General features: G+C 41.8%; 12 protein-coding genes and 1 pseudogene. 9 read left to right on the forward strand and 4 right to left on the reverse strand.

Annotation, left to right across the window (positions count from 1 at the left end):
• Nucleotides 1-57: 57 nt before the first annotated feature.
• The 4 genes from OH460_RS00590 to OH460_RS00605 are packed head-to-tail and all read left to right on the forward strand — an operon-like array spanning nt 58 to nt 6,861.
• Nucleotides 58-1,464 (forward strand): Wadjet anti-phage system protein JetA family protein, encoded by a 1,407-nt coding sequence (locus OH460_RS00590; protein ID WP_269994056.1) that lies wholly within the window; start codon nt 58-60, stop codon nt 1,462-1,464.
• The gene (locus OH460_RS00595; RefSeq protein ID WP_269994057.1) at nt 1,454-2,125 is read left to right on the forward strand and encodes a DUF4194 domain-containing protein; all 672 of its coding nucleotides are present in this window, start codon (nt 1,454-1,456) and stop codon (nt 2,123-2,125) included. The genes OH460_RS00590 and OH460_RS00595 overlap by 11 nt, the downstream gene beginning before the upstream one ends.
• Nucleotides 2,109-5,621, forward strand: coding sequence for an SbcC/MukB-like Walker B domain-containing protein (locus tag OH460_RS00600; RefSeq protein ID WP_269994059.1), 3,513 nt, complete (start codon nt 2,109-2,111; stop codon nt 5,619-5,621). The genes OH460_RS00595 and OH460_RS00600 overlap by 17 nt, the downstream gene beginning before the upstream one ends.
• A 1-nt stretch (nt 5,622) precedes the next feature.
• Nucleotides 5,623-6,861 carry a Wadjet anti-phage system protein JetD domain-containing protein gene (locus OH460_RS00605; RefSeq protein ID WP_269994061.1) on the forward strand — a complete coding sequence of 413 codons (1,239 nt, stop codon included), beginning with the start codon at nt 5,623-5,625 and terminating at the stop codon, nt 6,859-6,861.
• 295 nt (nt 6,862-7,156) lie between these two features.
• On the opposite strand, the gene OH460_RS00610 is transcribed toward OH460_RS00605, so the two are convergent.
• From OH460_RS00610 to OH460_RS00620, 3 genes and pseudogenes are all read right to left on the reverse strand, one after another.
• Nucleotides 7,157-9,985 (reverse strand): hypothetical protein, encoded by a 2,829-nt coding sequence (locus OH460_RS00610; RefSeq protein WP_269994064.1) that lies wholly within the window; start codon nt 9,983-9,985, stop codon nt 7,157-7,159.
• Nucleotides 9,978-10,898 carry an SIR2 family protein gene (locus OH460_RS00615; RefSeq protein ID WP_269994066.1) on the reverse strand — a complete coding sequence of 307 codons (921 nt, stop codon included), beginning with the start codon at nt 10,896-10,898 and terminating at the stop codon, nt 9,978-9,980. The genes OH460_RS00610 and OH460_RS00615 overlap by 8 nt, the downstream gene beginning before the upstream one ends.
• Before the next feature lie 452 nt (nt 10,899-11,350).
• Nucleotides 11,351-11,699: pseudogene (locus OH460_RS00620) on the reverse strand (transposase); the annotation flags it as partial.
• 401 nt (nt 11,700-12,100) lie between these two features.
• Between OH460_RS00620 and OH460_RS00625 the strand changes: the two are divergent.
• The 5 genes from OH460_RS00625 to OH460_RS00645 all read left to right on the forward strand — a co-directional run bounded on the left by OH460_RS00625 (nt 12,101) and on the right by OH460_RS00645 (nt 17,629).
• Nucleotides 12,101-12,670 (forward strand): SLATT domain-containing protein, encoded by a 570-nt coding sequence (locus OH460_RS00625; protein ID WP_269994068.1) that lies wholly within the window; start codon nt 12,101-12,103, stop codon nt 12,668-12,670.
• A 45-nt stretch (nt 12,671-12,715) separates the two neighbouring features.
• Nucleotides 12,716-13,924: a hypothetical protein gene (locus OH460_RS00630; RefSeq protein ID WP_269994070.1), complete on the forward strand. Its 1,209-nt coding sequence runs from the start codon at nt 12,716-12,718 to the stop codon at nt 13,922-13,924.
• Nucleotides 13,921-15,726: an ATP-binding protein gene (locus OH460_RS00635; RefSeq protein ID WP_269994072.1), complete on the forward strand. Its 1,806-nt coding sequence runs from the start codon at nt 13,921-13,923 to the stop codon at nt 15,724-15,726. The genes OH460_RS00630 and OH460_RS00635 overlap by 4 nt, the downstream gene beginning before the upstream one ends.
• 92 nt (nt 15,727-15,818) lie before the next feature.
• The gene (locus tag OH460_RS00640) at nt 15,819-16,556 is read left to right on the forward strand and encodes a hypothetical protein (protein WP_269994074.1); all 738 of its coding nucleotides are present in this window, start codon (nt 15,819-15,821) and stop codon (nt 16,554-16,556) included.
• Nucleotides 16,557-16,591: 35 nt separating this feature from the next.
• Nucleotides 16,592-17,629 (forward strand): hypothetical protein, encoded by a 1,038-nt coding sequence (locus tag OH460_RS00645; RefSeq protein ID WP_269994076.1) that lies wholly within the window; start codon nt 16,592-16,594, stop codon nt 17,627-17,629.
• A 246-nt stretch (nt 17,630-17,875) separates the two neighbouring features.
• On the opposite strand, the gene OH460_RS00650 is transcribed toward OH460_RS00645, so the two are convergent.
• The gene (locus OH460_RS00650) at nt 17,876-18,886 is read right to left on the reverse strand and encodes a DUF2971 domain-containing protein (protein WP_269994078.1); all 1,011 of its coding nucleotides are present in this window, start codon (nt 18,884-18,886) and stop codon (nt 17,876-17,878) included.
• Between the last annotated feature and the right edge of the window lie 464 nt (nt 18,887-19,350).

Genomic DNA, 19,350 nt, shown 5'->3' on the forward strand with positions numbered 1-19,350 from the left:
TTACATGGTGTTTTTTAGGTAGACTCAGGACGTAACAAAGGTTCACAGGATGATTCGATGAGCTTTGCCACAGTCAATACCAACCTCTTTAAACCAATCTCGGGCGAGAGTGGGCGATCGATGCTCGCGTTATTAGTTGAGCTCGATATATTTTTGGACCCAGCACAATTGGTGGATGAACCCGCCCCTCAACAAGTGCGAGTTTTTCTACGGGACTATATCGCGAATAAGAATCTGCGCCTTGAAATTGAGTCAGGTGAAGCGATACCTGGAAACTCATCTCCTGAACAGTACGTATACAACCGCCTGCGTGATACGGGGTGGATCCGGGAAGAGCGAGAGAGTGGATATCGATACGTTGTCTGGATGTCACAAGATGCGCGAAGACTTTTGCACTTTCTCGGCAGTATGAGTGCAGAGCACCCATCGTTAGGAGTGGTGTGTTTGGCTGTACGATCAAACCTCGCAGAAGTAGTTAAAGACCCTATTAATGGGTCGTTGGTGCGCAAAGCGGCTGATGACATGGAAAGTTTCTTAAATCGACTCAGAGCACTCGTGGGCAACATCCGCGAAATCCACCATGTGCTTTGCGGAGGTACGACCCAGGGTAGTAACAATTTCACATTTTACTTCGAAGAATACTTGGGCGAACTCTTTTTGCCCAATATTGAGAAGCTTGCTCTAAAAGGAAACCCTAACCTTCATGCCAGTAAGATCCGTAAACTGGTTAGTGATCTACGTTTCAGTCCAGATCGCCTTGAGGAGTGTGCGAGAGCCTATAAACGAGATGATATTTCGAATCCCTCAGTTCAGCTTGTGGAAGCAGACTTAGATCGCTTAAGCAAAGCATTTGACGGAATTGGTCCACTGTTTAATAAGACGCAGGAGTACGCACGCCGTATCACCAGGCGGGTACACGAAAAGATCAAGTATACCGTCCATACTCCTAGCAATATGGGGCAACAAATTCAAACTTTGCTTGATCGCATTGGGAGTCAAGCTTCCTTAGACGCCTTGCCTAGTCCTTCTATAGGAGAAGAACTTCTCGCTGATTGCCGATTGGCTCAACCGAAATCAAAGCCGGTACCACCTGTGCAGACGGCACGTAGGCAACAAAAACCACTGTGGGAAAAAAGAGCATACAACCAGCTGAAGCAAGAACACATCAGCTTCCAGAAATGTAAACCGGAGCGTGTTGAACACTTCATTGAAACGAATCTTGGAGGTCGAGTGGATATCACCACGAATGACCTTAAGATTAATACTGCCGATGACATGATGGCAGCACTTCATTTACGCCTTTTGGCACAAGGCGTACCCAAAACACATCCACTTTATCCCCTGCTGTCAAAGTACAGCGTTGAGTTTGATGAAAGAGAGTGGACTGACCTAGAACAGATGGCGGGACGTCGCTTGACAATCCGCCGAAACACCATCACGGAGAAAAACTCACATGGCCAGTGAAATTATGCTCAGAGAGCTCAAAGAGATCGAGTCGAAAACATCTGCCGATTATGCTGATAGCCTTCGCAATACGGCAGCGTATTTACTGAAGAAGCAGTGGGTATGGAAGGGTAAACGCGGCCAAAAAGAGCACTTCAAGTTGTGTGAGGATAATCAGACCTACTTTCACAAGCTTTTTGATGGGTTGAATATGATGTGGTACTACGATCGCAACTTCGGCTATGCGGGGATTTTACCACGAGGTTCCGGTAAGCGGTTAGATATAACCTCTACACTATTTCTGCTTATTCTACGAAAAATGTATGATGCTGAAGCTTCAATGGGGCGCACAGAACTTGGGCGAGTTAAACCGCCAACGGCAGAGCTTCTAAACCAGTACGAACAGGTAAAAGGGGAGAGGCTTCTCATAACAGAAACCAGTACAGCACTGGATAACTTGAGGAGAAAGGGAATTATTGAGCTCGGAAGCAGAGACCCTGATACCAAACTTCACGAGATAATTGTTCTCCCCAATATAACCCGTGTGGTTAACCCAGCATACTTAGAGACTCTCAATCGCTTCATAGATAGCGACACACCCGAACCTGTGTCTGATGAGGCTGTATATGAAGAAGCCGATAGTACAGAGAATGCGGAGGTGTCTGATGACAGAGCTAAATAACCTTAACTCGGCACATAGCCTTCATAATCTTGTCCTGGCTCAGTGGTACTTATTCGAGTTGGAGACCATTGACCTGAATGCGCCAGCTACACTGTTATCGGGAGAAAACGGGGCAGGGAAAACCACCATTTTTGATGCGATTCAGTTTGTATTAATGGGGGGTGACCAACGCAGAACCCGCTATAATTCAGCCTCTGATGGCAAAACCTCTGGACGATCTGCACGAAGTTATGCTCTGGGGGATTTTAAAGAAAATGATACAAATAGCTGCCAGCGCGAGAATGCTAACACCTACATATTTCTGAATTGGTACGACGATCATCAACGGCCTTATTCATTTGGGCTGTCTGTTTATGCCAATAACCAATCGCCAAACGTAGAAACCCGCGGCCATATCATCAAAGGCCGTCATATTATTGAAGCCGATCTTTTGTTAGGGGATGACACGTTTCTGCCGTGGCGTGAGTTTGTCGAGCGTATGAAGCTGACCACCAAAGAGCATCGCGGTGCAGTGAGCTATGAGATGATCGACAGTGCGAGGATGATACGAGAGAAAATCTCTGAGGTGATGTCGCTCAATCAGACGCGTAGTGCCAAGATCGAGCCTGACTTACTGGTTAAGACGTTATCCAATGCGCTGCAATTAAAAATGGACAGCCCGATCGATCTTTTTATCAGAGATTTTATCCTTCCACCGGACCCGATTGAAACCGAGCAGCTGCGTCAAGACCTTATCGTCCACCAACATATTGAAGAAGATATCGCTCGCGCCGAAAGTCACAAAGTTGAGCGAGAGGCATTGATCGCAGAAGCAAAGAAAGTAACTAAGCACCGTACCACTGCTCATCATGCGCTATGGGTTTCACAGGAGGCTGAGGCTGTTCGGCTCGATGAAGAGCTTGGTCACAAACAAGATGCCCAAGATGCAGCACAAGAGCAACTAGAAAAAGCTCAACGCACTATTGGTCGAGAGACACCGCGACAACCGAAACTTAAGCAGTGTCGTGATGATGCACTGATCGCGTGGAAAAACTCTGATGCCGCGAGCCTAAGCAAAACGGTTGAAGCTGCAAAGCAGACTGTCTCGCATTCCCGGACCAATCTCAACAAAGCAATACGTTCATTGCAGAAGGCGGTGGGTGAAGTCATCCGTCAACAATTTCCTGATACGCTGGGCATCCAGAGTTTTGAATTACTGGCTAAGCATTGGAACGCGTGTACGCACGCTCTCGGCCACGCTGGTGTCGACAGTTTATCCACATCGGAATCGGTGAACACGTTCAAGGTAACCGAGGAAGTTAAAGGCACAAAAATGCTTTTGACCGAGATGACCGAACGCGTAGAAGCCGCTGATAAGGATGTGAGCCGAGCGTTGGCAGATATCAGAACTCAGGGTGAGGCCTTACAAGGACGTATTGATCGACTAAAGCAAGGGCTGTCGGACATTAATCCGGCAACAAGCATGGCCATAGAACTTCTTAAACGTGAAGGTATCCAGTCCATACCTGTCTGTGATCTTTGTGAAATAACCGATAGAGATTGGCAGGAAGCAGTGGAGTCATATCTAGGCTCTAACCGAGAAGCGTTGGTCGTGAGTGTGCATGACTTTGACCACGCGCTTGAGGTGTATGAGACAGCCCAGATGCGAGAGCCTCGAATCAAACGCGCACGTATGATTAACCCTGATCATGCTCTACGTGCCAGCAAAAAGCCAACAAAGAGAATGGTTTCAACGCTGATTGATACCAGCGATTCGATCGCACGTGGCTTTATGAACATCGTTCTGGATAGAACAAAGATGGCAACAACGCGCGATGAACTTAGAAAAGAACGTAAAGCTCTAATGGCCTCAGGCCTAACGACCGGCGGTGGCACTGTGGGGGGAACCGCTCGAATCAAAGGTCTGTTGATTGGTAAGCATGCGAAAACGCAGCAACGTGAGCGCTTGGAAGCCGAACTGGATGTACTCGCGCAGCGTTTGGCTAGTTTTAGTTCACCGGCAACAATGCTCAGTCAGCTCAATCGTCAATGGGCAGGATTATCGGCATCTATCGTGGAAGGTACGGTGTCCGTTCAGGAACAAAACGTAGGCTTGGTGGCCGACGAAAAAGCACTGTCTATCGCACAAGAGCAGTTGAAACCACTGACATCCGAGGACGAACGACTCAAGGGTGCAAAAGATCAAGCAGAGAAGGATTATGCAGAGTGTAGTAAGGCGATCACTCAAGCCGAAAGTGATCAAACACATGCTTCCGAAATTTTGAAGAAATTGAGCGTTGAGATCAAACGTCTCTCAACAATGAGGGACGAGGCCGAGCAGATCCGCAGTGAAACAGAAAAGTTACCCCAGCATGATGCGGCTAAATCAGATGAGTTTTGGCAGACCTATGAGCAGAAATTTGAGGGCAAAGAAGGGCTCTACTCCCTAATTCGAAACGAAGCTCAAGGTAACGCTCAGTCTACACGAGAGAAAGAGCTCAGAGCACGCGGAGAACTACGAGAGAAAGTCGTTAGATTCACGACACACTTTGCGGAAGATATTGCGAACCGTCAAGAGTTACTAAAGGCAGCAAGACTCGAAAATGAGAATACAGAAGCGTATCACTTCATTGAGACCGACTGTGCGGACTGGGTTGAACGTATCCTCGCAGTACAACTTTTGGAGCACCGTCAAGCGGCTCAAGAAGCGGCTGAACAGATGGAGAAAAACTTCCGAGGCATCATTGTAGGTGAACTGCAAAGTCGCTTTGAGCAGATGAAATATACCTTTAATCAGCTTAATAACTTACTTAAGAAGACCCCCTTCCACGATAATATCTACAGCTTCCACTATAAAGCGCTTGAAACAGAGAGCCTGAATACCATCTACGAGTACATTACGACCGCAAGCAAGGAAGAGACGGAGTTAGTTGGTACTATGTTTGAGACCGCCTCTGATCACCCCGCTATAGATTTGTTGAAAGAGGCACTGATCAGTGGGGATGACCTTATCAATGAGATTAGGGACTATCGCAGTTTCTTCACCTACGATATGAAGATGCGCAACCCTGATATGGGTGGGGAGCGTCGGGTGACAGATATGCAACACACTGGTTCGGGCGGTGAGCAACAGACACCAGCATATATTGCTCTGGCAGCAAGCTTTATGAATGTTTACAAGATCCGTGACCACTCTTCTAGGGGCGCGTGTTTAGTGCTTCTTGATGAAGCATTCAACAACATGGATGGTGGGAATGCGAGTGCTGCGGTTTCCTTCCTCAAAAAAACTGGGCTGCAGCTGTTGATTGCAGCCCCGCCTGAAGTAACCTTGAAAATTGGTAAGGAAATGGATCAGATCTATACCATCTGTCGTGAAGACCGAGATGTGGTGATTGACCACACAAAGATATTCGAGGAGGGACAGGCGCTTATTGATCAACGCAACCCAATTTACCATCCAGAGCTTGTCACTGAACGTGCGGCAGAGTTAAAAGCGAAAGCCGAGGTGGTTGAATAATATGAGCCTTTACGTAGAGAAGTTCATCAACCAACTAATTAAGAAGATAGATAAGCCTGAAGGTGTGAAGCACGAGTGTAAGATACATGTCACCGAACACGCTTATCACTGGTACTTTGCACTCAACAATAGCACCAAAACGGCGCTGCATCAGACGCTAGGGTCTGTGACACACCTGAAGATCTATTACCAACGTAAAGTGGCTTTGGGGGCATTCAAGCATATTGAGTATGTCCAAATCACCAATGGGCAAGGGTTTATGGAGAGTCAGAAGATCACGCCGCTTTCTGATGAAATCCAAGTTTCATTTCAGCATTTAAGAAATGCCCAATTCAATGTGCCTTGGTGGGGTGATACAAAGTCAGATATTGCGCAAGTATGGTCGAATAATAAAGCGTTTTATGGTGTGAAGTGTAACCAAGCCGACCGACTCTTTGATGCAATGAAGCTTGTGGAGCGTATCGTACAGCCGCCTGGCATGGAGCCGATGCCTGACATACGTACCCTCAGTGCGCGACTGTATGGTGATTCCAAGAAGCTTGAGAATAAATCTTTTGCCAGCCTCATTCGAAAGCTGATGCTACCACATCTAGATGATGACGTGGTGGCTCTGGTTGAGGATGGAACTAAGCTACTAGAGTATTTAGGGATCAGCAAATACCCAATACCAATGCGTTTCAAAGCCACCGGACGGTTACATTGCCGGGGTGTCATCGATTTATCTGCACTCCACTATGGGATCGGAGTTTCCCCAGATGAAGTCAAAGATATTGAATGGAGCCAAAGGCCAGAGTATGTGCTTTTCATTGAAAACCGAGCCAGCTTTGAACGATATGTACGCGAGATAGATGATTCGGGCGTGATTATTTACACCGCAGGCTTTCCGCCGCGCTCTTGGATGCGTGCAATGGAGGTCATCATCACTGAACTTCGCGGTGCGGTACCGATTTATCACTGGGGCGATCGAGATGCGGGTGGCTATAGAATACTTGCGTTCTTGGCAAAGCGACTTAATACTGATATCCAACCGCACCTTATGGGTGTAGATGCGCAAACACAGACTTTGGCTGATGACGAAATTAAAGAGAAACCCGTGGTCGAGTTAATGCAGGCGCTTGAATCAGCAAGAGACTATCCCTCTATTTCAGCACTTTACGACGATCTGGCTAAATTCCCACTGGAGAATCTACCATGGATAGAGCAGGAACAGATCACTCCGCTCTGTCCATTGAAACTTTGAATCCTCAGCACAACGCAAAAGCCTTTTTGATGCAAGGATCTTGCACGGCGGTGACTATGAGCCCCGTTACGACGGCTAGAAACTAGCAGATCAAGGTCTATTGCTATTCGCATATTCAAGGTGAAACAATCTAACTGTCGGAGTAAAATATAGTTTGATCACTTTTAAACTAACTTTTGGACAAAACTGAGTTTACGGCTTTGATAAATTAGCACTTAACGGATTTCCTAGGGTATTGGAAAACGTCTAACCTCGCGGCCGACCTCAGTATTCCGCTGGACTACTAAGTTGATAACTATTCACCCTCAATTTCATTTACTACTTCTTGATATAAACTAACCTGCCTAGAGTCGCCTAATCTTAAATATTCATCAGCAATATCTTTAGCGTAACGCTCACCATCTGCGCCCATGTTAATTAGATTAACAAACAGTTTTTTAACGCTTTCATCCGAATATATAGAACAAGGACGAGAAAGCGCCTCCTTCCAAATTTCGTATGTATCCTGCGGATGCTTGTCGCTTAGACGCGCTAAATTTTCAACTAATGTATCAGCGTTGTAATCATACCCTGCATAAGGGGCGATGCTTATCAACCAATTTTTTGATTGCTTATCAATTTCGTCAATGAATTCAGACCACAATGACAATCTTGATGTAAATTGTTTCCCTTTATTCGTATTAGGATTTATCAGTGCAACTAATGAAGGGAACAAGGAGAACACTATTTCTCTAATCTTTATTTCTTGACTATCTCTTTGTGTCCAAAAAAACCAAACCATCGTCTCCAACTCAGAGTGATTAGCTCGTCTTATCAGGAGAGCAATCGCTCCGTCTTGTTCATCAACCTTTTCTAATTCATGAATACAAGCCACACAAACAAATTCGATATATCGATTCTTGGTTTCATCTTTAAGGTATTTGCTGTCTAGAAGCAGTTCAAAATAATTATGCTTTCTAAATAGAGCATAAATTTCTGGCCTCAAGTGACTTACATAACTGTAACCCTGTATCGCGCATAGCCAGCGTTGCAAATTCGATTGGTCAAATATCTTATCTAGATTTGTAAGAGTCCACTCTTCTGATAAATAGATGAAGTTAGGAAGATAGGTTCCTACAATCGCAGCAAACTCATACTCATTTACTGAGTCTGGTTTATCTAATTCACGAGCAAAAATAGGTTCGTAGGCGCCCCATACTTCTGAATGTTGAGTCGTTTCTTTGTTTGAGTTTCTACACTCATATAGCGCTAGGTTGACATAAGCCTCTAAACAACGTCCCCGCGGACTATTGATAGCAATAGATACAGCATCTGAATCAAGATTAAACTCTTCCCCTAGTTGGCGTTCTAAAATTAGTTCAAGAACACATTTGGCACGACTAGATTTATCTATTCCGAAAGCATGGGAGTCACTCTTACATCCCGATTCAATCAATCTGCTTAATGTGCCAATAACCCAATTAACATTACCGATGAAAGCGCCTTCGTTGTTACTGCCGTCATCATTCCAGAAGTGATCTGTTACCAATAATTTTTTTGAAAATGCTAAAATTTCATTCCATCTAGAATCCCAATCTAACGTTTTTTTAGCTTCCCAGAGGCTTGAATATACTGAAAATAGCTCATGTAAGTAATAAGGCTTCAATTGAATCAAGTGTTCAGAATGACTTAAAATAGTATCGCATTCTAGCGTGACTAATTCACCGAATTTTTTTACTAACCCCTCGATTCCAGGTTCACGAAAGTGTCCTTTTGATTTGTAATCATTAAGAGACTTAACCAGCTCCTCTGGTGTTTTCAGCAGTACTAATAGCTCATTAATCTCTATAGGTGACTCGTGCTGAACTGTTCCAACACTCATGTAACTTGAAAAATCAGGGTGATCAGGTTCTTTACCTGTTATTTCTGTGCATATTTCATATAAGACTTTGGCTTCTTCGTCTTGTTCTTTAATAGAATAATACCAAATAGACTGTCGATATGCCGTTGGCTTCGATTCGATACCACCCGATTCATCTGTATAAACCAGTTTGGAAATCACATCGTGAACTTGTTTTTTTTCATCAGCCGTCAAGTTAATGAAATTACCCTTTAAGAAATGCCAAAGTTCGTGACGATAGTGATCACTGAAAAAGCCTTCATTAAGGAGCTTTCCTCTTAATTCTCTTGATAGTTTGATGAAAGATTCACCTGCAATGTAGATAGCAACACGTTGAATTATTTGATATCTATTATCCAGCATACTGCAAAGCTTAATGTTTACAGCTTCGTCATGGCTTACATTGCAGTAACCTAGTAGTGCATCTCGAAAAAGTTTGAGCGTAATTGCTTCAACATCATTACGACTTGAGTTTTGTTCATGCTCTTCAACAGCACGTCGCCAAATAACAGACCATTGGTCGTTTCCTTCAATATCAATAGCTTGTTTAAACTTACTTTCAAACAATTCAACAACTTCAAGCCCTAAAAGTTCCCCCGCTTTTTTCGCTGATTTTTCAGCGATTGAGTTGGCCGTGTAACCATCCATATTAAGTCTAGGCTCACTTTTTTCTGAAGAGATTTTGCTTTCTGTAGAAGAAATATCAAATAAAAAATAAAAAATCTTAAGCGTAAGTTCGTTGTTATGCGCATTTGGCACTTCTAGTAAGTCAACGACCCAGTCGCCAATTTCTTTACTTACTAGTCGACTATCAAATCGATCAGAAAACCAGTAAGAGATAATCTCTACTTCCGAAATCGATATTAAATCTGACGGAATATTTCTTAATATCTTTGCAAACTGCCACCACGTACGATAGTTGCTAAAACTATGCTCAGAAGCATATGTCGTTACATCTACAATTAACTGCAAATATAACTTGGCATAATCCTCATTATCCTGATCGCAAAGATGCTGGGATGAGGAAACTAAGTATTGAGTAATAGGCCAAGAAGGAGTGTTCCAGTAATTTCCTTCGGTATTTACGGGACTAGGGTTTAGAGATGGGGCCAGTAGCCCTTTTTCACTAAAGGCCTTAAACCATTTCAGGCTCTTTACCTTAGAGAAAAAATGCGGCTGCAATTCAGGCTTTGCAATGACTCGCTCCAGAACCATTAGTTCATCTTGTGATAGCTCACTAATCATTTAATATCCTATCCATCAACGCAATATCATCAACCAAAGCGGGTGGCTGAACACTTAACTTACTAGACCAATGCTCTACTACATGTTCAAGCTGTTGATAGTCTTTTTCATCTCTCGTATAACCAATAAGGTGAACACCAAATGACCTTTGATGGTAAACCTTTAACCTATCATAAAGAGGTTGTTCACTTCTGAAGAATGGTTGAAGCAAAAAACGTTGTCGTTTATTGTCCAGTTCTTTGACACCTGAACGCCTCAAAATATGTTCTAGAATTTCTGACTCTTCAAGACCATAGCCAATAAATAGCACCACATAATTTTCAAACAACTCTGCTAAGAAATGCTGTACATTCTTCTCGTCATAATGAGCGAGATAATCACGAGTCGTAACTATCATAGTTTCAGGTTTTTCAATATCACCATGTAAATGAATAACTGTCCCTGGCTCTTTGAGATCTGCTGCATTTAAATTTGCTACGCCAGACTTTCGATTAACCTTTTGTTTTGTCTCTTTTTCAGACTGTTCTTCAAGAGGATCAGGATTAAGTTCGTGGTCATAATTCGTAGTGACACATGTGGCCTTAATTGAATTAATATTGGGGTAGATAGAGCTTTCAAATCGAGCTTTAAGGTTAGATCTAAGATCTAACTTTTGACCATTTTCTTGGCTAATGAAATCAGCGATGGAAAGCTGTTTCTTGGGGGCTAATTTCTTTAGCTGTTCAAGCTCTGCATAATCAATAAATCCATTATCGACTAAGCTACGAAGGGCATCATAAGCAAGACCTCCCCATGATGGCATTCCAACCATCATGGAAGCGCCAGCTCCAACAAAAAGTACTAAATTCCCATTTTGCGCGGCATTAACTATTTCATCTGGAACTGGAGGGAGGGCTTCAAGCTGGTCTGTCATTTTACACAAATCTTCCCAGAAAATTGAACATTCAATTAGACCTTTTTAAAGGTTTGTCTAGAGTCAGGCTATTGTTTTTTATGTCTGTTAATAGCTACTATGCGCATAGTGCAGGATTAGTAAAATTTGGTCAAAGAACAGCTATCTGAAATGTTACATGCGAAAGCTTTAAGGCACTTTGAAGTTAGCAAAGTGCCGACTGTAACGAACCTGGACAGAATGTATGGTACACCCGTTTTTGCAAGTGAAAAATCCAAATAACGGAGTTGATTTGCGCTAATGTATTCATAGTCTAATTGGACACCAATTAGTTAGCCCCAGCTCTACGATGAGGACAGCACCAGATTGTCCTCAAAAGCGTGAAAGCAATTTAGTTGCTGTTCTGCCCATCAGGTCTTCAATCTGGTGATCTATCCGTTTTATCATCTTTCATTATCATATGTAAATCTAGATTAAACTCTTACTTCAAAGAGCTTGTGACTTGTCATTATTGACCATGCAACTCTCGCTAGCTTATTTGCCACGCAACTAGAGCAACATTAAAAGGTTTTCGACGTTTCAAGTCCAATAACTATGAACCGAAATAGCGTTCAGCAGTTTCTTACCTCCACATCACTGCACGTGCAGTATGAACAAAGAGTTCTCTTAGCTCTTTATTTCCTCGCTTTGGAATCCCCAGCATCTGCCGTTTCCCTCTAGTAGAATACTAGAATGGTACAAACCCCATCCACACTGCAAAGTTTCGACCATTAGAAAACCTGAAGGATTTCCAACACACCACAAACAGCAAAATGCAGTCATCATTAGATAGGGCCAGGTCTTGCCTTTGCCATCCATTACTATTTGTATCTCAAAACTAGTAAACTTTCGGAAACAACAATTCGAGCCATAACTCATTTTTGGGGATTTCTGAGCTAGAAGTGCCCGCCATGAAGGCTCTGAATAGAAATCATGGATAACTACAGGTACGAAAAGTCGCTTAGCTTAGTGTCCAGTCTGGCTGGAGAAGAGCACAACTACAAATACCAGATTTATCAACACACAATCTACATCATCGCTTGATACCGCCATAGAATATCCCTAGCAATAAGTTCACTTCGTCGAACGGAGTAGACAATAGATGGCATTTTGACTTGATTGCATATCAAAAAAACTGAACATCTAGTAAACTGTACTCTTTTAAGTTCAACAAGTTATAAACGATGCAAGAAGAAGCGATAGAACAAAGTGAAAATACAGCGCCTCCGGTTGAGAGCGCATTGGTGTCGTGGCTACAACGTTGTAAAGATGCTCGTGATGGTCATTATAAGAGAGCAGAGAAGCTCTTCGATTTGTCGCAACTCCTTGGCTACGTGCTGATCTATTCAACTATATTTGTTACAGCTTTTTCATTTTTCACTCACAACCCTGAACAAGTTTTGTTTTGGTGTATTACTAAACAACACATTGTCATTTTCATTGGGTGTATCGCAGCGGTAATCTCAGGAATAGTGAGCCAAGCTAGATTCGGAGAAAGGGCTGAAATGCATCGTTCATCAGGAGCTCGCTACGCCAACTTAGCTCGGGATATCGAAGAGCTACAACTCAAACAAAAGATGGGGCTACTGCAGAACATTGAGCTGTCTACGCACATTAACTCAGTTATCAAAGAGTGGAATAACCTGTCAGAAGATTCGTTGTTGACTCCACACAACCCAACTCGAACAAACCAGTATGGTCACGTTTTGATAACGTTATTTTTCATCATTATGTTTTTCTCCGTCGCAGCCTGACACAGATTACAGTGCATTATATTTCGCCAAGAGGAATCACCCTAAATGGCAACAAGCATACATTTAACAGAAATCTACCAACGTAAACTCAATTTTCTTATTGGTTCCGGCGCCTCTAGTGGCTTGTTCCCTACTCTCTGGTTACCGCTAATAGATTCAGATGATGAAACTAAAAAAGAAACTATCGAGACACTAGCAACCAAGCTAGACAAGCTTGCGGAGAAAGATGCTCGATATAAGAATCATCATACTTTATTGTTCATGTACTACTACGAATACATCATTAAACCTATATGCCAGTTCAAGACTAGTGATTTACACACAGCTCAAGAACACCGATGCGCTGAGGGTTCTAGTTGTGAGGTTTGCGAGGAGTTTGAAGTTAAAAAGGATGTGCTACGAAATTATGAGTCATTTATAGAATCTATTATTCGTCTTCTACAGCATAAGAAACATTTTGAGAAGCGTTGTAACCTCTTTACTACAAATTATGATGGTTGCATTCCTCTGATCGCTGATGAGTTAATCCGGAAGGGGCATTTAGAGTTCCATATAAATGATGGAGCTAGCGGCTTTATCGATAGAACTCTCTCCGCTCGAAATTTCAACAATTATCTCTGTCAAACTGGTGTATTTGGTAGGAACACGTCTGATATACCACAAATTAACTTTATCAATCTTCATGGCTCTGGCTACTGGCAGAAATCAGAAGACGCCATTAAAGTCGATTATAACAATCTCGACCAGGCAATCGTAATCCCAGATGCGGCTAAAGAAGCTTTGGAACAGTTTGGTGAGATTATTAACGATGAGGGTAAGAAAACGATAGATTTAACGGAAGTTCATTTTGAATTAAATGAAGCTGACCGTTATGCGTTTTGGCATTCATACAATAAGTTACCTATTGTTAATCCAACAAAGTGGAAGTTTCACGAGACAGTCTTTGAAGAGCACTACTACCAAATGCTGCGACTGCTTAGTTACTCCCTGGAAGAACAGAATTCCGTTTTAATTAGCTTCGCTTTTTCATTCGCAGATGAGCATATTCGCAATCTAGTCAAACGTTCACTATCTAACCACTCGCTGCAAGTGTTTATCTGCTGTTTTAACGAAAAAGAGCATCAGATAATGCAGGAGTTTTTTGGTGGTTATAAAAACGTAATCTTAATCCATCTGGACGGTAAAGTTTTAGACTTCAACGCATTTAATACTGAGGTGTTTAACGCAGAAATACTAAAGGGTGTAATGCAATGAGTATTAATGTTGGTGAGGTCATTGCTGTTCGTGGGACACAAATTACGCTGCGAGTCTTTGATGAGTCTAGTCTTGAAACTATGTTCTATGATGGAAAGAAATACAAGGGGATATCGATACGAGAGTATATAGGGATTAAGCGTGGCTTTTGCCTAATTGTTTGTATCGTCGAGGGCGAGTACTTAGATGAAAAAAGATTCGAACTAGATGACAATAAGACCCAGTATATTCGAAAAGTAGAAGCTAAGCCCATTGGCTATTTTGAACAAAATCAGTTCAAAGAGGGTATAAAATTAATGCCGATGATAAAGGATGAAGTTTATCTACTTAATGAATCTCAAGTAATCAAGGTTTTTAGTCAGACAACTGATGGGAGGTTTAAAATTGGCTCGATGCTAAAGGAGGAGCTACCAGTTTCACTTCCTTGGGATAAAATTTTCAACAGTCATATTGGTATTTTTGGCAACACCGGTAGTGGTAAATCAAACACACTAACGAGGCTTTATGCTGAATTATTTCGTAATTTTGAAGATAAATTAGTGGGTAAAAGCCAGTTTCTTCTCGTAGATTTCAACGGAGAGTACACTGGTGACCAACTTATAAAAAAAACTGAAAACAAGAAGTCCTTCAACCTGAGCACAGGAAAAAGAGAGGGGCAAAAACTGCCTTTAGCAAGCGATCAGATTTGGAACACCGAGATCTTGGCATTGTTGTTTCAAGCAACTGCAAACACACAAACACCATTCATCAATCGAGTTATTGAAAAGCGAAAAAGTCAACTAAAGAACAATGATGATGTTAAAGATTTCGTCATAGGTACATTCTACTTATGTCTTGTTAACCCAGCTCAAAATAAAGAGTCTCTGATTCACCTAAAAGTTATCGCCAAACATCTTCAGAATGATGCCCTTATAAAGAAACTGAAGAATTTCATTTGGTTTGATAAGCATCAAGATAAAGCCAAGTTCGCAGATCCTAAAGCCTCTGGCAATTGGCACTTCTTTGACACACAAGCTGACTTTGACAAGAACTTAAGACCTATTTTAGACGAAATAGATGTAGACAAACTTGACGCTTTTGATGAGCTAATTGTACGGATAAATGTTCAGCTATTAAGGGATTTACTGTACGGAAACATTCAATTTGATCACATTCAACCTCTATTAAAGAGAGTAGAAAGTGCAGTTAATGACCTGAGAAAGATTTTTGATGTCAAAGACGACGTCAGAGACGAGTTCAAACTTTTAAATGTTGTTTCCTTGAGAAGCTGTAATCAAGCAACCAAAAAAATCGTTCCTTTGATTCTTGCGAAAATGTTCTATCAAGAGCACCGAGAGAAAGTTGAGGAAAAAGTAAGCAGTACTCTTCATTTCATAATTGATGAGGCTCATAACATCCTTTCCCAACAATCGAGCCGAGAACACGAGGTTTGGAAAGATTATAGACTTGAAATGTTTGAGGAAATTATTAAAGAAGGTCGTAAATTTGGCATGTTCTTAACGCTTGCCAGCCAAAGGCCAGCAGATATATCGCCAACGATAATGTCCCAACTTCATAACTTCTTCATTCATAGGCTAGTCAATGATAAGGACTTGTTCCTTATTGATAACACTATTAGCACTTTAGATCGTATGTCAAAGAGTTTGATACCTAACCTTTCAAAGGGGGCGTGTGTTGTCACTGGTACAGCTTTTGACTTACCGATAGTAATGCAGGTTGAGTATATAAAAGATAAAAAAAGTCGACCTGCAAGTGATGACGTTGACTTAGCTAAGTTGTGGGGGCTAGAGGAAAAAGAATAACCTCTATCTGGGTTACCAAACCCCCAAGTAGCACTGAAAGTATCTGAACATAATCTTCCGTATTAATACTGACAAATCTTAAAGAGTTTACAATGCAGGAACAGCAACAGAAAATTTACCAGCTAAGAAAGCGCATAGTCGCAATTGAAGGATTTGACCAAGCAGATTGGATTGCAATCGGTGATTTGACCGATTGCCAACATATCATCGAGAATCATCCTCGTTTGTTGAGAGCACTAGGTTTCAATGATCCGGACTACCCAACTGCCGTGGCTAGTGTACTCAAGAGTATGTTTACGTATCATCAAGACTCGCTAAATGATGTCACTGCTTTCTTAGATAAAAACCACCCTAACCCTGATATGGTTTCAGTTTCTACAGCACCAACGCAGTCAACAAAGTCTATTGTATTCACCCCCAGTATTTTCCAAATACCTAGTTCAGAAGTTGAGAGCAATTTAGTCTCAGTGATGATGCCTTTTGCTGGGTTTGATGGTGTTCATCAAGGGATAATTAGAGCGTGTAATCAGGCAGGCTACCGTTGCCAAAGAGCTGATGATATTTGGGAACACGCAACAATACTTCAAGACATATTCTCATTAATTTACCGCTCAAAAATAGTCATCGCTGATTTCTCTGGACGTAACCCTAACGTGATGTATGAAGTCGGTATTGCACATACTTTGGGCAAAATCGTAATTCCTATCAGCCAAACGCTGGAACATATCCCGTCAGATCTTCACGGTCATCGGGTACAACTCTATCTAAAAAATGGAGAAGGCATCAAGACCCTCGAAACAAACTTGACTAGTAAGTTGAGAAACATCTAGCAGTTTGATTTTTGAACAATCACCTCGGAGATATTATGGACAAGCACTTTGAATACGAAAGAGCTTATAAGAGCCGACCTCATGTCGTACTGCTTGGTGCTGGCGCAAGTGTAGCAGCTATACCAAATGGCGATAAAAACGGAATGAAAACTTCTGTAATGGGTGGCTTCTTGGATAAGCTAGGCATGAGTGAAGTAGTCGCTGGTTTAAACTTAACTACCACAAGCGATAACTTGGAGGATATTTATTCTGAAATTGCTGAAAGAGATGAGTACGCAGAAGTAAGAAATGAACTGGATAGACGAATTCGTAACTATTTCAGCGAGTTTGAAATCCCCGATGAGCCTACAATCTATGACTTTATTCTTCTTTCTTTAAGACAAAAAGATCTTGTAGCGACATTCAATTGGGACCCTCTACTAATCCAAGCTTACCAAAGAGCTGTCAGAATAACTGACGATTTACCCGATTTAGCGTTCTTACACGGCAATGTATTAGTTGGGTACTGCTTAAAACACCCTCGTGGTGGTAGTTTAGATAATAGATGCCCAGAGTGCGGCGAGTGGTTCTCTCCAAGCAGGCTTTTATATCCAATAGCAAAAAAGAACTACAATGATGACCCTTTTACCAGGGACAACTGGAAAGCACTAAAGAACTACTTAAGTAAAGCCTACTTAGTGACCATCTTTGGATATAGCGCTCCCAAAACTGACGTTGAAGCCATTGATATACTTAAAGATGCTTGGGGTGGTATCAACGAAAGAAGCATGGAGGACTTTGAGTTCATAGATATCCAATCGGAAGATGCTCTGATCGACACTTGGAAAGACTTTGTCCATACTCATCACTACGAATATATTAATAACTTTTTCAAATCCAGCTTGGCTAGGTTCCCTAGACGGACTACTGAGGAGCTGTTTGATCGTACACAAAACTGTATCTGGACATCACCTATAACTCAGTTCACTGAATCAAAGACGTTCTCAGATTTGCGTAACATCGTGAGCCGTTTAGTCAAAGAAGAACACGAACATAAAGACAGCTTTATTACTCTAAAAGATCCTGATGCCTAAACACTAAGTGACAGTTTGCAATGGTGGGCTGATGGGCTCCAAGTGAACAAAAAGGGTAAAGTCTTTTCTTTTACCTACCATTAGCTCAAGTATTGAAAAAGTAGCTCATCAAGACTTTCAATTTCTTCGACACTAACATAATTTTGGGGCATCAGTGATGCTAGCCACCAAGATCTAGTTGACTCAACGGTGGGCACAAATGTTTTAGGGGCGGCATTCCTTAAATGCTTTGTTCATTTTCTTACCCTACCTGCCAATTTTTCCCATAGCTTCCATATAAGCATCTAGCTGCCCAATTTGGTTTAGCATTCTGAAAGGATTCTTTTGAGCGGCAACTTCTTCGTCAACCTCATTTATACTACACCAAGGACAAAGGTCGTTAGCGATGACTAAGGGCTCAAAGCAACTAGAACAGTTTTGCAGTGATTGTTCTAATTCATTGTCTTTAAAAGTAAACACATCTCCCGCCTCATTTTTGACATATGGCTTAGGATGACTCTTTCCTATTACTAACTCATACCAATCCATATCGCCATTAGCTGCTAGCTCTTGAGAAATATCGAGTTTTTCTCCAACAAATTTAGGACCAACTATTAACGCAGTTACAAACTTTAGAGGTACATATAGAATGTCGTTACCCGCGACTTTTTCAGTTACTTTCATCATATCGACAAATCGACATTCCTTTTCATACGCCCATTCATCATATTTACTAAAGTAAGACTCAACAAATACAAATTCTTGCAGTTCATACGAGTGTCTAGGTTTCAATGTAGTAACCGCTCTCGCCAATATATTCTTTAAGTTTTTATGTGGTGCGCTACGATACGAAACCTCCCAAATCGGGTTACCTTCAAAATGTTTCTGTAAACCATCCACGTCAAACTCAAGTACAAAACCTGTATGATTATTCGCGTAGTGAGCCCACATTGGTGAAACTATCGGTGAATACGAAAAACAGGTCGTTGGGTTCTGTGGAATTTCGGATACAATATCATGATAAAATGCTAACTGATCTGGTGGCGTATTCAGATCCATGCCCAAAAATAGTTCATATGGATCATTATAATCTTTCGGTAAAGAGCATTTTATACCGCAGTAATCTTCTCTATCAAATACCAATTCTAGTACGTCATTACTAAAATATTTATAGATTTTCCCCATAGAACTAACCCCTTCATTTATATGATTTTTTCTAATGTCAAACAGGGCTTGCTTAAGCCTTTTTATTTTTATTTTTTTGCCAACTCGGCCCATCGGTAAACTTGCCTCCGGAGAACTAACGCTTGTTAGACAGAATCTTCCCGTTTTAGTTTTCCGTCTATATTGCGAGTATCTGGTATGTAACTCAAGGTATATCAGCGTATTATGTGATTACTACTTGCCTATTCGAGAAGAAACTACGGCGAGATTTTACGTAAAACTCTATTCAATACCACTACCTCTAGTAAGGCAAAAACCGATGAACAGGATGTGAACGAGCTTTGCATGAGTGGGAAAGGGGCAATAACGAGTCAATCCAGCTAGAGTTAAGGAATACTGTCATAACTCAGTTGTTGCAAAATTTGCAACAACTGCCGAGGATTCCCCGGTAGTTAGTAGAATAGAAAGTGACAATGTGAACTACTGAAGCATAGTTAATAGTTATCGGTGTTTTTCAAGATGATTGTCGCAGAAAAACATATTGGAACAACTGGAAAATATCACAGGCTTTAACGTTA

The organism is Vibrio sp. Makdt (assembly GCF_027587015.1).
Taxonomy (GTDB): domain Bacteria; phylum Pseudomonadota; class Gammaproteobacteria; order Enterobacterales; family Vibrionaceae; genus Vibrio; species Vibrio chagasii_B.